The organism is Variovorax sp. P1_H12_2 (assembly GCF_056405335.1).
On record NZ_JBFUCI010000146.1, the window covers coordinates 1 to 13,753 of the forward strand.

Sequence of the window (13,753 nt, forward strand, 5' to 3'; positions counted from 1 at the left end):
ATCGAAGACAGAACCACTGCATTCGTTCCGTGGCGGTCTCGTAAGCCGCCTCGGCTTGGTCCAGCGCGGACAACGACAGCTCCGCGCCCTGGCTGCAGATCGCCGCCAGGATGTCGCCTTTGTCTCGGAATTGGTAGTAGATGAACGGCTTCGTCACGCCGAGTCCTTGCGCGATGGCATCCATCGAACAGCCATGAAAGCTGTAGCGCAAGAACAGTTGCGTCGCCGTTTCGAGGATCCGCTCTCGCTTGAGCGCCGCAACTTCTGCCTTCATTCCGGATGCGTCCGCCATCACGGCACGTCTGGCCTTGCTGGAGGGCTTCTCCTTCGTCGCTGGTGGTTTGCTTCGTTCCATGACTGGTGTGGTCTCGGTTGCGTGAGGAAGTCTGCGTGCGCGCGTCCTGACGTCCCGAAATTCTGCGTGCATCACAAGCAAAGGCATCTAATGGTTTGTACCCATAGGGACATAAATATTCCAATCGGTATACTTTAATGTATGGCAGTACATCACGTTATCGGTCGTGTGCGCAGAGAGAGCGACCGAAGAAGATCATCCTCGTCGACACGCTTGCGATGACCGCCACGGGCAAGATTCAGAAGGCTGTGCTTCGGGCCGAGTTCCGAGAGGCGTACTCGCAGCCATGACGCCACGAAGCCGTGCCTGGCGCGATTCCGACGCACACTCCGATTCGCTTCGAGCAGACTCGCCGCAGCCACCGGAGGGCCCTGTTCGGGGCCGTTTCGATGCGGCCTTTGCGGAAGTGGCAGAGGAGTTCGCGCGAGGGTTCGCATTGCGGGGCGAACTGGGCGCCTCGCTGTGCGTGCGGCACGGGGGGCGGATCGTGGTGGATCTTTGGGGGGGCATCGCGGACCACGGCGCAGGCACGCCCTGGCAGGAAGACACCGTGTCTGTCGTCTTTTCCTGCACCAAGGCCGCCACCGCACTGTGCATCCACTTGCTGGCTGCGCAAGGGCATTTGCGCCTCGACCAGCGCATCAGTCACTACTGGCCGGAATACGGTGCCGAAGGCAAGGGCGACACCACCATTCAGATGGTGCTCGATCACACGGCCGGTCTGCCGGCGTTGAGGCAACCGCTGAAGAAAGGGTGTCTCGAGGACAGTCCCTACATGGTCGAACACGTGGAGCGTGAAGCGCCGTTCTGGCGCCCCGGCACAGTGTCCGGCTACCACGCGATCACGTTCGGGGTATTGCTGGGTGAGTTGGTTCGCAGGACGACGGGCAGCTCGCTGGGGACGGTTTTCGATCAGTTGATGGCTCGAACCTATGGGTTGGAATTCTGGATCGGACTGCCTGAATCGGCGTGGCCCCGCGTCGCGCCGATCGTTCCGATGACCAGCGCCGAGATGCAGAAGTCCGCCTTTTCGGAGGCAGCAAAGGTCGCCGGCAGTATTCAGAACCTTTTCATCTACAACTCCGGCGACTGGTCGCGACGTGGCATGAACACGCTTCGGGGCATGGCTGTCGAGATTCCGTCCGCCAACGGCGCGACCCATGCTCGAGGCTTGAGCGGACTCTACGAACTGCTGCAGCCGGGCGCGCATCGGGAGCTTCAGGGCCTGCAGGCGGTGGTGCAGCGTCTGCGCAACGCGGCGCCGGCACGCCCTTCGCACGTGGATGCCACCTTGCTGATCCCGACACGATTCTCGGACGGGTTCATGCTGGGCATGAACAACGGCCCCGAGGCCGCCAACGGCAACAACCTGTTGATCGGCCAGGAGGCCTTTGGACACAGTGGGGCGGGCGGGGCCGTCGGATTCATCGACCCGCCAAAGACACTCAGCTTTGGCTACACGATGAACCGGCTCGGCAATGGCGTGCTGGTCAACCAGCGTGGCCAGGCGCTCATCGATGCGACGTATCGCGCCATCGCGCATCTGGCCTGACGAGGTCAGCGGCGCGCTTACTCAACCCCAAACCAGACAGGAGACAGCATGCAGTCAAAACAGACCGAACCGTCGGGCCCGGCGACGGACTGGGAGCGCGCCGTGATCGAGGCGCTTGCCTCCGCGAACATCCCCACGCTCCTGCTCGTGCTGGTGCACCTGACCGGCGACATGCGCTGGCTGTCGGAGCGTTTCCAGTGTGGCCGTGCGCAGGGACTGGACGAGTTGGACTCGGGAGGCCTTGACGAGAAGACTCGCGCGGAGGTGATCGCCGCTGCGGGCGAGGCGATCAAGGCTTGGAGGCAAGGTACGCCGCCAGCATTGCCGGCACCGGATGCAGCGTTGCTGACCCGGATGATGCGTGTGAGCACGGGGGAGAGGATTCCCGACGGCTACGGCTCCATCGTCGCGGCCGGGCTGGGGTTGGATGAGGCTTTCTTGCTCGATCAACGAAGCGCCTTTGAAGTACCCCGGGACTTCCTTGTCGTGATCGTGGGCGCCGGTGTCGCGGGACTCTGCGCGGCCATTCGCCTGCAGGGGGCGGGTGTCCCTTACGTGGTGATCGAGAAGAACGCCAGCGTCGGGGGAACGTGGTACGAGAACCATTACCCGGGCTGCGGCGTCGACACCCCCAGCCACATCTATTCGTATTCGTTCGCCAAGCACGATTGGAGCATGCACTTTGCGCTGCAAGAGGAAATCCAGTCCTACTTCGATCGCGTCGCGGACGACTTCGGGGTGCGGCGCAATATCCGCTTCAACACGCGAGTTCAAAGCGCTCGGTATGACGAAGAAAACGCACAGTGGAACGTCGTGGTCGATGGCGGGAATGGGCTTGAAAGCATTCGGGGCAACGTGTTGATCGGGGCGGTCGGCGTCCTGAACACGCCGAAGCTGCCCCCCATTGCGGGTCTTGCCGAGTTCGACGGCCAGTGCTTTCATACGGCGCGTTGGCCCGAAGGCCTTGACTTGCAAGGCAAGCGCGTTGCGGTGATCGGCAATGGCGCCACCTCGATGCAGGTGGTGCCAGCGATTGGACCGGAGGTCGCTTCGCTGACGGTTTTCCAGCGTTCCAAGCAGTGGGCCGCACCCTTCGCCAGATTTCGCCAGCCGATCTCCAGCGGGCAGCGGTTGCTGTTGAAGGAAGTTCCTTACTACCAGGAGTGGTACAGGCAGCGCCTGGCATGGATCTTCAACGACCGCGTGCATGGCGCGCTGCAAATCGATACGGCTTGGCCGCACCCCGAACGGGCGATCAATGCCCAGAATGACAAGCACCGGGAGTTCTTCACGGACTACGTCAAGGCGGAACTGGGCGACCGCCAGGATCTGCTTGCGGACGTGCTTCCCGACTACCCGCCATTCGGCAAGCGCATGCTGCTGGACAACGGCTGGTACCGGACGCTTCGGCGCCCCAATGTGCGCCTCGTGACGGATGGTGCTGCGCGCGTCGAGGGGGACACCGTGGTCTCGACCTCCGGCGAGCGCTTTCCTGTTGACGTGCTGATCGTTGCCACGGGATTCGACGCAGTCAATATTCTCGCGTCGCTCGATGTGGTGGGCCGCGGTGGTCTGTCGATTCGCGAGGCCTGGTCGACGCGCGGTCCGGAGGCCTACATGGGAATGACGGTGCCGGGCTTCCCCAACTTCTTCGTGCTTTCGGGGCCGAACACGGGCCTGGGACACGGGGGAAGCGTCGTCGCCGCGATCGAAACGCAGGTGCGCTACGTCATGGGAATCCTGCAGAAGGCGATCGCGAAGCACGGCGTGAATTTCGAAATCACGGTGAAGCCGGCAGTCAGCGAGGCGTTCAACGAGCGTGTGCAGGCGGCGCACGACCGGATGATCTGGAGTCACCGGGGAATGAGCAACTGGTACCGCAATGCGCAGGGACGGGTGATCGTGACCACGCCGTTCCGCAATGACGATACATGGCATATGGCCCGTCGCACGGATCTGGATGATTTCGACTGCAGGACCGTGAAGCCCGAAGCCACTGGCGCATGATCAGGGCCTTCCAGCAGGAGTCCGGCGTCGAAGTGCTGCCTGCCTGGGGCATGACCGAGATGAGTCCGGTGGGGACTCTCTGCACACTCAAGAACAAGCACCTGTCGCCTGCGGCCGCGAGCCATTTCGTAGGCATTCGGCGATCTTGCTGCCAAGTTGCGTGAACTATGTCAAGTTCGCTGTGATAACTTGGCATCACCCTGAATGATCCGCGTCGCGCCTCTCTTAAAGTCGAGGCGAAAGGCAACAGCGTTCGGAGCGGGCCGGGGAATGGGCCTCGCGCACGACCGGCGAAGTGCTTCATGACGTTCAAGAAACTCCGGATCACCGGGCCCGGGGCTGCTCCCTACCAGCTCGGCCAACCCATGTACGTGTACGACGCCAGCGTTCTCCTAGGAACGCTGGACCCCGTGCCGGTGGGCAATGCCGGCACCGAGATCCACATCGAGCATTTCACCCCGACCCGCGTCGTGCATGAAGAGCGGCGTCACCTCGGCCGGCTGGTGTTCCTCGAGATCTGCGCGTTCATCTCGGAGCACTTCCACCAGGTGCAGGCGATCAGCTTCGCGTTCAGCCGCGAGGTGAGCGTCCTGGGCGGTGGCGTTCAGCAGGCGGCCGCACGCGTCGAGACGATGGATCGCATCGGCGCCATGAATGTCCAGATCCGGCCCCTGGCGGATGCGCTGCCGGGGCAGTTCATCGTCTCCGGCGTGTGGGCCTACAGCGAATCCAGCATCGAAGCCCTGCGCGTCGTGCTCGAAGAGCAGCGCGCGCTCTATCGCGAGCGACCGATCTCCATCGGCGTGGCGGACAAGCCCGGCGTGCGCGCGGCGCTGCGCCGGCTGATCTCGGGGCGGCGCAAGGGCGGGTAGGGCGGCCCGGGATCGGCCCTGCCGCAGACGAAGCGCGAACGCACCTCGGGGTCGCGCAGGGCGGTGTAGGCGCCGGCGATCGTCGCGATCACGCCATCTCCTCAGCGACAATTGCCGCATCGCACCGTCGAAAGTGCGAATCCCGCCATGCTTTCCGTTCCGAAGTCGCTGTCCCTATGATCGTCCGGCCACGCCCGTCCGGGTTCAAATTGTTTCTGTTGTGGCGTGGATCCATCCTGCCGCGTATCGCCATTCCGTTGCTGGTCAATGTGCTGGTCGCCGTGCTGGTGACTGCGGCACATGGAAGTCTGGGCAGCCTCAAGATCCCGATCGGGACCGCGCCGTTCGCCTTGCTCGGCCTGCCGTTGGCCATCTTCTTAGGATTTCGCAACTCTTCCGCCTACGACCGTTTTTGGGAAGCGCGCAAGCTCTGGGGCGAGGTGGTCCTGCGCACCCGTGGCTTGGCGCGGCAATGCCAAAGCCTGATCGTCGGCGACGGGCCGGTGGATGCGGGCAACGGCGGCCTTGACGATCTGCGCGTGCGCATGACGCTGCGCAGCGCAGCGTTCGCGCATTCGCTGCGCCATCTGCTGCGCCACAGCGACGGGCGTGCGGACACGCGGCCCTTCCTGCGCGATGCCGAATGGCGGGACATGGCCAACTTTTCCAACAAGCCGCATTTCCTGCTGCTGCGCATGGGCGCCGACCTGCAGGAGGCCATACGAACCGGGCGAATCGACCCGGTTCTGGCCGTGAATGTGGACAACACACTGAGCGCGCTCGGCAGCGCGGCTGCGTCATGCGAACGAATCCTGGGAACGCCCATCCCGTTCTCGTACACACTGCTGCTGCATCGGACGGCCTACCTGTATTGCTACCTGCTGCCATTCGGCCTGGTGGACTCGGTCGGATTCATGACGCCCTTTGTCGTGCTCATCATTGCCTACACGTTCTTCGGCCTGGATGCCCTGGGCGATGAAATCGAGGAACCCTTCGGTTCCGAAGCGAATGACCTGCCGCTCGATGCGATCTGTCGCGCCATCGAGATCGATTTGCGAGAGTCGGTGGGCGATACGGCACCCGAGCCGCTGCAGCCGATCAAATACGTCCTGCGTTGAAGCCGGCACCCTTTGCGCTTGCCTCTTGTGAGCAGCTGTGAAAAAAAAGGCAGCCGAAGCCGCCCTGACGAGGCCGCCGTATCAACGGCCTAGCCTCGGTCACAGACTACATGGCAACGGCAGCCGCTGTGGCTTCGGGCGTCGTAGACGCCGGTTGGTTCGCGACAGCCGCCTTGCGCGCCGCTTTTGGAGAGCCTGGTTTCGCCTTCTTGCGGGCGGGCCCCGCTGTCTTCGCTGCGACCTTCTTCACCGGCTTCGAAGCACCCGCCGCCTTGTTCGCGCCAGCCTTGGTGGCCGGCGCCCCCTTCACCCTGGTGGATTTCACCGTGGTCTTTGCGGCACGCGCAGGCGCCGCAACTGCTGCGCTGAGCGATGATTTCGCGGCCATCGACACCTTCACTGGCTTGACCTTGGAGGATGCAGCCGACTTGACGCGCTTGGACCCGATCGTCTTCGCCGCAACTCTCTTCGCGGGCGACGCGACGACGGGTGCAAGCGGTTCAGCTGCCATCGCCGGTGCCATGCCGACCATGAAACTGTTGAGGGTCCGACCGGCAGCGATGGCGTTGCGCAGCCAGGCTGGCCGCGGCCCACGCCCGCCCCACTGATTGCCATTTCCATCGCTGAACTTCGCACCCTTGGACACCGTGCCACCCTTGCGTTTGGTCGCATTGGTCTTTTTCGAAGCCGAGCGCGGGACAGCGGAAGCGGAGGTCGAAGCGAATTTCAGATCGCTCGCCGCAAGGCTGAACTTCGAGATCAGGTCGTTGATCTTTGCGATTGCACCTTTGGCCTCAACGGCCAGTTGCTTTTGCGCGGAGGCCTGGAGAGCGACGATCTCGCGTGCCAGTTGTGCGTAGGTTTTAGTCATTTGATAGCTGAGAGTGAAAACAGGGGAGTCTAATTTGTTCCGGCTGACCCACTGGAAATTCAACGGATATAGCTCCGCCGCCCTGGATTCATTCTTCCGATGACCCATCCCGGATCGCTCAAGAAGTGCCGTCTTCAGCCGCAGCGTCCCTGGCAACGCGAGCATCCAGCGAGCATCGAATCCATTGGCGCATCCGATCCCTTGGGCAGCGAAATCCTTGATGGGTGCTTTTGCAACTTCAAGCGCTGCAATCGCGGTCGGGAGAAGCACGCCGATGTCGGTGGGGCGACCCTTTTCCTGACCCGCTCCGCGAGCCGCACCGGCATGTGACCAGCACGGCCTACAGCGCCTCTCGGCGGAGGCTGTTGACCCAAAGCCGGGCATGACGCTGTTCACGACTCTCGAAGCGTTCCGTGAACCGACGGATTGCGGGCCGTTCAATCGCGGCGATTGTCATCCAGTCCGTCGTACCGAAAGGCTCCGATTCGCTGCTCCGTTCGACAAGCGCAGGGCGCAGCGCCAAGACCTGTTCGACCGCAATACCCAGATCTGCATCCAGTATTCGCAATGCAATTTTTGCCGCCTTGGGGCTGAGCATTTGTACCTTGCGAAGGTGAGAGTCCAAATCCATGAGCGGCTCCTTCTTTGCGTAACCGGGCGTATCAATATACAGGTGCCGGCTCGAAATGTGAAATTTTCACATGTAACCTGGGCCCAGTCCTGCTCTCGAACCGCAAGGTCGGACCGTTCCCGGGAAGCCGATCGGGTGACTCAGCCCCGCCCTCTGGGCCGTCGGCCGGACGCGATCAACGTGTGGATAGGTCTCGGCCCTGCCGTGCCGCCTCTATCGCGGCGATGTCGATTTTCTTCATGGTCATCATCGCGTCGAACGCGCGCTTGGCCGCCGCGCGATCGGGGTCGGATATCGCCGCGATGAGCGCGCGCGGGGTGATCTGCCATGACAATCCCCACCGGTCCTTGCACCAGCCGCACTCGCTTTCCTGGCCGCCATTGCCCACGACCGCGTTCCACAAGCGGTCGGTTTCGGCCTGGTCGTCGGTCGCGATCTGAAACGAGAAGGACTCGTTGTGCTTGAAGTGCGGACCGCCGTTCAACCCGATGCAGGGGATGCCGGCGACCGTGAACTCGACCGTCAGGACATCACCCTGCTTGCCGTCGGGATAGTCGCCCGGTGCGCGGAGGACGGCGCCGACAGCGCTGTCGGGGAATGTTTCGGCATAGAAGTTCGCAGCGTCAACGGCGGCGCCCTCGTCCTCGTACCACAGACAGATCGTGTTCTTGCTGGTCATTTCGTGTCTCCTGATGAGTTGCGCATTCGGCATCCGCCATCGCCCGCACTGATCCAATTGTCCTGATCGCGGGACCTCGGTCTGTCGGATGGGATGCCGTTGTGCGCCACCGCCTGCCACATCGACATACCGATGCGCAGCGCGCGTCGCCGTCGCGGCCGCCTCGCGCGTGGTCAACCCTCCCGGCGGCGCCGGCGCAGCAGCCCGAACGCCATCATCGACCAGCCCATCGCCCAGGCTGTGCCGAGGGCCCAGCCGCCGAGCACGTCGCTGGCCCAGTGGACGCCGAGTGCCACCCGGCTGAGGCCGACCAGCAGGGCGGCGACGGCGGCGATGGCGAGGATGTAGAGCCGCTCCGAAAGCCGGATCCGCGTGCTGGCCGAGATCACGCCGAGCGTCAGGAAGACCGCGGCCGACATGCTCGCGTGCCCACTGGGAAAACTCAGGCCGTAGGCCGCGTAGTCGGCCAGCGCGGCATCGGGGCGCAGGCGGCCGAAGGCCGGCTTCAGCAGGCTGACCAGGACGGCGCCGCTGAGCGAGGAGGCCACCACCATGAGCGCGTGGGTGCGCGCCGACACCAGCAGCAGGTAGCCGGCCGTGGCGAGCGTGAAGAAGGTCAGGACGGTGGTGCTCCCGAGCCCGCTCAGGTCGCGCATCGCGTGCGCGAACAGGGGGTGGGCGTCCCTGAAGGCCTTGGCCTCGCGCAGCAGCGTCATGTCGATGGCGTGGGTATCTCCCTCGATCACCTCGCTGGCCACCAATACGAACGCAAGCAGCAACAGCAGGACGGCGAGACCGCTGGCCAGCGGCTTCCAGAGCGGCCAGAGGCTGTCGAGGCGGCCGGCCGAAAGCCGCTGCAGCCGGGTGCGGAGGGAAGAGCTGGACATCGGCGTGATCTTGACACGGTGCGTGTCCGGCATTCGGCCTACGTCGAATGTCGTCGGTGACGCCCTCTCTTCGGCGTATTGACGCCCTGCGAGGGCACGCAATACTCCTTGCCAGGCGACCCACGAAGGGAGTTTCCATTGACTGGAGCCCGGTTCCCGACCGTCCTGGCGCTGCTGTTCCTGTGCGGCGGCCTGCCCGGCCACGGCCTGGCCGGCGAGCTCAGGGGCAAGGTGGTGTTCGCGGGCGTCGCGCCGGCACAGGGCAAGGTGCCGGTCACGATCGACCAGTATTTGTGCGGCCACGAGAAGCCGGCCGACGACCTGCAGTTGTCCGCCAACAAGGAGATCCGCAACGCCGTGGTCTGGATCGAGACGCCGCCGCCCGGCGCGCCGCTGCCGTCCCGAACCGAGAAGGTCGAGCTCGACCAGAAGGGCTGCGCTTTCGTGCCGCGGGTCGTGATCGTTCCGGCGGGCGGGACGGTGGATTTCCTCAACAGCGACCGGCTGCTGCACAACATCCACGCCACGCCGCAGCGCAATGTCTCGTTCAACCGCACGCAACCGATGGGGCGGACCATTCCGGTCACCTTCGCTGCGCCCGAGATCGTGCGCATCAACTGCGACCTGCATGCCTGGATGACGGCCTGGGTGGTGGTGGCGGCGCATTCCTTCTACGCGGTCACGGGCGCCGATGGCCGCTTTGCTTTCGACAAGCTGCCGCCGGGCCAGTACAAGCTTCAGGTCTGGCACGAACGCCTCGGGACCGTGCCGGCGAGCGTGACGGTGAGCGACCAGCAAGTGACGCAGGTCACGGTCGAGATGAAGGAGCGGTGAGGGAGCGTGGGGGCTCAAGTCAGGCCGGCGCCGGGCCGCCAGCGCGGCGAAGTCCGCGCTTCGCGCAGACGGGCGGCCTGCTGACTCCCCCTCGGGGGGCAGCGACCCACACGCAGTGGGGGAGCGTGGGGGCTCAAGGAATCACGCTGATCTTCTTCGAGGCCTCCCAGGCGGCGGAATGGGTCGGCTCGGCCACCGCGCGCAGCGACCCGCCTTCGTCGAGTGCCACCTTGAAGGTCACGGTCGGCGACGAATACACCGGGTGCAGGTAGGCGCGCGCGATCTCCACCGAGTCCTTGTAGAGCGCGATGTAGCGCACGAAGTGCTCCTGCAGCGACGGGTGCAGCGATCCGGCGCCGACGCTGACCGTCACATCGAACCAGGCGCCGCGCTTCACGCTGTCGGGCGCGGTGATCTTCGGCGTGTGCTTGGGGTCGAAGGTGGTGTGGGGCTGGCGGAATTCGGGTGTGAACTGCTGCGCCTGCTCTTCTTCGGCCTGCGCCCGCGTCGCCCCGCCCAGGAGGCCCAGGAGGGCGAGGCCGGTGTACACGGCATTGCGGATGGTCTTCGTCATGCGCGCCTCCTTGGCCTTGAAGTCAGAGGTCCGGCAGGAACTGCTTGACCATCGCCAGCAGCTCGCTCGGACTGTAGGGCTTGGCGAGATAGCTCGAGGCGCCGGCCTGCATCGCCTTCTCGCGGTCGCCGCTCAGTGCGTACGAGGTGATCACGATGATCGGGATGTGGCGCGTCGGCGCTTGCGTGGTCAAGAGCTTCGTGGCGTCGAGCCCGGACATCTTCGGCAGCTGCACGTCCATCAGGATCAGGTCGGGCAGCTCCTGCTGGGCCAGCGCGACCCCGGTCTCGCCATCGCCCGCCTCGATGAGGCGGCAGGCCGATCGGCTCAGCAGCTGCCGCACGATCTTGCGGTTGTACTCGTTGTCCTCGACGTAGAGAATCTTGCGTTCGCTCATCAGATAACCTCCGTGCTGCGCACTGCGGTGCGAGCCAGCTTGGGAACGGCCCGGCGCTCGCTCATCAGATCACCTCCGTGCTCCGCGCCACGCGCAAGGGCACAGAAAACATGAACCTGGAACCCCGGCCCAGCTCGCTCTCGACCCAGATGCGGCCGCCCAGCCGCTCGACGAACTTCTTCGAGATGCTGAGCCCGAGCCCGGTGCCGCCGAACTCCCGCGTGATCGTGGTGTCGACCTGGCGGAACTCGGTGAAGATGTTGTCGAGCTCCTGCGCCGCGATCCCGATGCCGGTGTCGGCGACGCAGTAGATGAGCTGGTCGCCCGCCAGCTCGACCGCGATGTCGACGCTGCCCTGGCGCGTGAACTTCAGCGCGTTGCCCGCGAGATTGGTCAGGCACTGCGCGAGCCGACCACTGTCGCCATGGGCCACCGGCAGGTCGTCCGGGACATGGGTGGTGAACTGCAGCCCCTTCTCGGCCGCGATCGAGCGCAGGGAGGTCCGCACCGTGTTGACCACGTCGCTGACCGAGTAGTCGTCGAGCGCCAGCTCCATGCGGCCGGCCTCGATCTTCGAGAGGTCGAGCACGTCGTTGATCAGCCGCAGCAGGTTGCGCCCGTTGACCTGGATGTCGGTCAGTGGCTCTTTCAGCTCCGGTGGCACGTCGCCGTAGATGCCGTCGATCATCATCTCGCTGAAGCCGAGGATCGCGTTCATCGGGGTGCGCAACTCGTGGCTCATGTTGGCCAGGAACTCCGATTTGGCCTGGCTCGCGCGCGACAGCTGCTCGTTGAGGTCCACGAGCTTGGCGGCAGCCTGGCGCTGCGAATCGGCGAGACGATGCAGTTGCTGGCTCATGTGGTTCATCCGGTCGGCGAGCGTTCCGAATTCGTCGCGGTTCGGGACCGAGATTTTGCGCCCGAAGTTGCCCGCTGCGACATCGCCGAGGAAACCATGGGCCTCGCGCACCGGCAGGATGAACGACCAGGAAATCACGAAACCGCACAGCCATGCCAGCACCACGGCGCTGACCGCGAACACGCAGGTCAGGATCAGCGAGCGGCGGTTCGCGGCGTCGACGCTCTCGCGCAGCCGCGCCATGCGCGCCTGCTCGGCATCGACCAGCTGGCCCATGCGCAGCGCGATCTGTTCGTCGAGGCGCTCCTCGCGCTGGAGCAGTTCACCCGTGATGTCGGCGAGCTTGCCGTCGCGGATCGCATTGGCGATGTCGGCCACCACGCCCATCGCGTCGTCCTGCGATTCCCGGATCTGGTCGATCAGCCCCTTCTGGCCGGCGGTCGTGGTGGTGTCCAGCTTGGCCAGCGTCTCGTTGAAACGGTTGTTCTCGCGCAGGATGCGCTCGATCGCGGCCTCGTCCCTGGACAGCAGCGCCAGCGCCGTGAAATGCATCTGCCGGGCCAGCGCGTACTGGCTCTGCTGCGACCAGCTGACCCGTTCGTGCGCCTGGTCGAGCAGGCGGCTCTGCGCGGTGGTGTTCAGGAGCAGCAGCAGGCTGGCGACCGCCATCGCAATGAACAGCAGCGTGATGATCAGGAAGGCGACCAGCAGCTTGGTGTGGACCGAAGCCCGGACGTGCGCGACCCGGAGCACCAGCCAGGCCAGGGGTGACCGCTTGAGCACCTGCGTAACAAGCTGTTCGAGTTTGATGGCCAGGCCTCCATCCAGGACCCGAGGACGCGCCTGCAGGTCCGCCCATCGCGCGCCGCCTTGTGGAACGGGCGTGAAGCCGCTACAGTTTTTGGCCTCAGGGAGAACCGTCGGTGAGAACCCCTCCACGCATCCTCATCGTCGACGACAACGCGACCAACGTCAAGATTCTGCAGGCGCGCCTGGGCAGCGAAGGCTACGAGGTGGCCTCGGCCGCCGACGGCGAAGAAGGCCTGGCAGCCGCACGGGCGTTGAAGCCCGACCTGATCCTGCTCGACCTGATGATGCCCAAGGTCGACGGCATCGAGGTCTGCAAGCGCTTGCGCGCCGATCCCGACTTTCCGTTCACGCCGATCATCATCGTCACCGCGATGGCCGACCTGAAGGACGTGGTGGCCGGGCTCGAGGCCGGTGGCGATGAGTACCTGACCAAGCCCGTGGACCACGCGGCGCTTGCGGCGCGCGTGCGCTCGATGCTGCGCATCAAGGGCCTGCACGACCAGGTCGAGGGCTTGGTGGCCGAGATGAAAGGCTGGAACGCCACGCTCGAGCGCCGGGTCGCGACCCAGGTGGCCGAGCTCGAACGGGTCGGCCGGCTGCGGCGCTTCTTCTCGCCGCAGCTCGCGGAGGCGATCGTCAGCGGCGGCGCGGAGGATCCGCTCGTGAGCCACCGGCGCGAGATCACCGTGGTGTTCCTCGACCTGCGCGGCTTCACCTCCTTCGCCGAGAGCGCCGAGCCCGAGGACGTGATGGGCGTGCTGCACCAGTACCACGCGGCCACCGGCGAGCTGATCCTCGCGCACGAGGGCACGCTGGAGCACTTCACGGGCGACGGCATGATGGTCTTCTTCAACGATCCGGTGCCGGTCCCGGATGCCGCCGAGCGAGCCGTGCGGATGTCTCTGGCGATCCGCGAGCGCATCGGCTCGCTGGCCGAGACCTGGCTGCGGCGCGGCTATTCGCTCGGCCTGGGCATCGGCATCGCCCAGGGCTTCGCGACCATCGGCGCCATCGGCTTCGAGGGGCGCTGGGACTATGGCGCCATCGGCACCGTGACCAACCTCGCGGCGCGGCTGTGCGGCGAGGCCGCGAGCAACCAGATCCTGATCTCCCGGCCGGTGTTCGCGCGACTGGAGCCGATGCTCGAGGTCGAGCCCCTGGAGGCTTTGAACCTGAAGGGCTTCCAGCGTCCGGTCGACTGCTTCAGCGTCCGTGGAATCGGGCCGCGGGCCTAGGGCCTGTTCACCCTATTTCCGGCCTCACGGGCAGACGCCGCTGTTTGGCCAGCAAGGTCGCGAACTGCCTGG

Annotated in this window: 14 protein-coding genes; 6 read left to right on the forward strand and 8 right to left on the reverse strand. The window is 65.0% G+C overall.

What is annotated here, in order from left to right; all coding sequences use genetic code 11:
* Positions 1 to 355: TetR/AcrR family transcriptional regulator (locus AC1D2K_RS16225; RefSeq protein ID WP_478089858.1), on the reverse strand; the 355-nt coding region annotated here is incomplete at its 3' end.
* Between the two features lie 286 nt (positions 356 to 641).
* On the opposite strand from AC1D2K_RS16225, the gene AC1D2K_RS16230 reads away from it, so the two are divergent.
* From AC1D2K_RS16230 to AC1D2K_RS16245, 4 genes are all read left to right on the forward strand, one after another.
* Positions 642 to 1,907 (forward strand): serine hydrolase domain-containing protein, encoded by a 1,266-nt coding sequence (locus AC1D2K_RS16230; RefSeq protein ID WP_478089859.1) that lies wholly within the window; start codon positions 642 to 644, stop codon positions 1,905 to 1,907.
* A gap of 48 nt (positions 1,908 to 1,955) precedes the next feature.
* Positions 1,956 to 3,914, forward strand: a complete 1,959-nt coding sequence (locus AC1D2K_RS16235) for a flavin-containing monooxygenase (protein ID WP_478089860.1) — start codon at positions 1,956 to 1,958, stop codon at positions 3,912 to 3,914.
* Between the two features lie 302 nt (positions 3,915 to 4,216).
* Positions 4,217 to 4,786 (forward strand): hypothetical protein, encoded by a 570-nt coding sequence (locus AC1D2K_RS16240; RefSeq protein ID WP_478089861.1) that lies wholly within the window; start codon positions 4,217 to 4,219, stop codon positions 4,784 to 4,786.
* A 176-nt stretch (positions 4,787 to 4,962) separates the two neighbouring features.
* A complete protein-coding gene (locus tag AC1D2K_RS16245; RefSeq protein WP_478089862.1) occupies positions 4,963 to 5,904 on the forward strand; it encodes a bestrophin family protein in 942 nt (313 codons plus the stop codon).
* A 106-nt stretch (positions 5,905 to 6,010) separates the two neighbouring features.
* Here the strand turns inward: AC1D2K_RS16245 and AC1D2K_RS16250 are convergent, their stop codons facing one another.
* The 4 genes from AC1D2K_RS16250 to AC1D2K_RS16265 all read right to left on the reverse strand — a co-directional run bounded on the left by AC1D2K_RS16250 (position 6,011) and on the right by AC1D2K_RS16265 (position 8,972).
* A complete protein-coding gene (locus AC1D2K_RS16250; protein ID WP_478089863.1) occupies positions 6,011 to 7,045 on the reverse strand; it encodes an H-NS histone family protein in 1,035 nt (344 codons plus the stop codon).
* Positions 7,046 to 7,115: 70 nt separating this feature from the next.
* Complete coding sequence (locus AC1D2K_RS16255; RefSeq protein ID WP_478089864.1) at positions 7,116 to 7,406, reverse strand: hypothetical protein; 291 nt, start codon at positions 7,404 to 7,406, stop codon at positions 7,116 to 7,118.
* A 175-nt stretch (positions 7,407 to 7,581) separates the two neighbouring features.
* The gene (locus AC1D2K_RS16260) at positions 7,582 to 8,085 is read right to left on the reverse strand and encodes a VOC family protein (protein ID WP_478089865.1); all 504 of its coding nucleotides are present in this window, start codon (positions 8,083 to 8,085) and stop codon (positions 7,582 to 7,584) included.
* A gap of 173 nt (positions 8,086 to 8,258) precedes the next feature.
* Positions 8,259 to 8,972, reverse strand: a complete 714-nt coding sequence (locus AC1D2K_RS16265) for a phosphatase PAP2 family protein (protein WP_478089866.1) — start codon at positions 8,970 to 8,972, stop codon at positions 8,259 to 8,261.
* A gap of 138 nt (positions 8,973 to 9,110) precedes the next feature.
* Between AC1D2K_RS16265 and AC1D2K_RS16270 the strand changes: the two genes are divergently transcribed.
* Positions 9,111 to 9,806: a carboxypeptidase regulatory-like domain-containing protein gene (locus AC1D2K_RS16270; RefSeq protein ID WP_478089867.1), complete on the forward strand. Its 696-nt coding sequence runs from the start codon at positions 9,111 to 9,113 to the stop codon at positions 9,804 to 9,806.
* Positions 9,807 to 9,939: 133 nt separating this feature from the next.
* On the opposite strand, the gene AC1D2K_RS16275 is transcribed toward AC1D2K_RS16270, so the two are convergent.
* The 3 genes from AC1D2K_RS16275 to AC1D2K_RS16285 all read right to left on the reverse strand — a co-directional run bounded on the left by AC1D2K_RS16275 (position 9,940) and on the right by AC1D2K_RS16285 (position 12,419).
* Positions 9,940 to 10,380: a desulfoferrodoxin family protein gene (locus AC1D2K_RS16275; protein ID WP_478089868.1), complete on the reverse strand. Its 441-nt coding sequence runs from the start codon at positions 10,378 to 10,380 to the stop codon at positions 9,940 to 9,942.
* Between the two features lie 22 nt (positions 10,381 to 10,402).
* Positions 10,403 to 10,777, reverse strand: coding sequence for a response regulator (locus tag AC1D2K_RS16280; RefSeq protein ID WP_478089869.1), 375 nt, complete (start codon positions 10,775 to 10,777; stop codon positions 10,403 to 10,405).
* Positions 10,778 to 10,841: 64 nt separating this feature from the next.
* A complete protein-coding gene (locus AC1D2K_RS16285; RefSeq protein ID WP_478089870.1) occupies positions 10,842 to 12,419 on the reverse strand; it encodes a sensor histidine kinase in 1,578 nt (525 codons plus the stop codon).
* A 140-nt stretch (positions 12,420 to 12,559) separates the two neighbouring features.
* On the opposite strand from AC1D2K_RS16285, the gene AC1D2K_RS16290 reads away from it, so the two are divergent.
* Positions 12,560 to 13,681, forward strand: coding sequence for an adenylate/guanylate cyclase domain-containing protein (locus tag AC1D2K_RS16290; RefSeq protein WP_478089871.1), 1,122 nt, complete (start codon positions 12,560 to 12,562; stop codon positions 13,679 to 13,681).
* Positions 13,682 to 13,753: the final 72 nt, after the last annotated feature.

Excerpts from the sequence above, each read along its gene's own strand:
- AC1D2K_RS16230 (WP_478089859.1), top strand. The coding sequence starts at position 642 with ATGACGCCACGAAGCCGTGCCTGGCGCGATTCCGACGCACACTCCGAT.
- AC1D2K_RS16235 (WP_478089860.1), top strand. The coding sequence starts at position 1,956 with ATGCAGTCAAAACAGACCGAACCGTCGGGCCCGGCGACGGACTGGGAG.
- AC1D2K_RS16240 (WP_478089861.1), top strand. The coding sequence starts at position 4,217 with ATGACGTTCAAGAAACTCCGGATCACCGGGCCCGGGGCTGCTCCCTAC.
- AC1D2K_RS16245 (WP_478089862.1), top strand. The coding sequence starts at position 4,963 with ATGATCGTCCGGCCACGCCCGTCCGGGTTCAAATTGTTTCTGTTGTGG.
- AC1D2K_RS16255 (WP_478089864.1), bottom strand. The coding sequence starts at position 7,406 with ATGGATTTGGACTCTCACCTTCGCAAGGTACAAATGCTCAGCCCCAAG.
- AC1D2K_RS16260 (WP_478089865.1), bottom strand. The coding sequence starts at position 8,085 with ATGACCAGCAAGAACACGATCTGTCTGTGGTACGAGGACGAGGGCGCC.
- AC1D2K_RS16265 (WP_478089866.1), bottom strand. The coding sequence starts at position 8,972 with ATGTCCAGCTCTTCCCTCCGCACCCGGCTGCAGCGGCTTTCGGCCGGC.
- AC1D2K_RS16275 (WP_478089868.1), bottom strand. The coding sequence starts at position 10,380 with ATGACGAAGACCATCCGCAATGCCGTGTACACCGGCCTCGCCCTCCTG.
- AC1D2K_RS16280 (WP_478089869.1), bottom strand. The coding sequence starts at position 10,777 with ATGAGCGAACGCAAGATTCTCTACGTCGAGGACAACGAGTACAACCGC.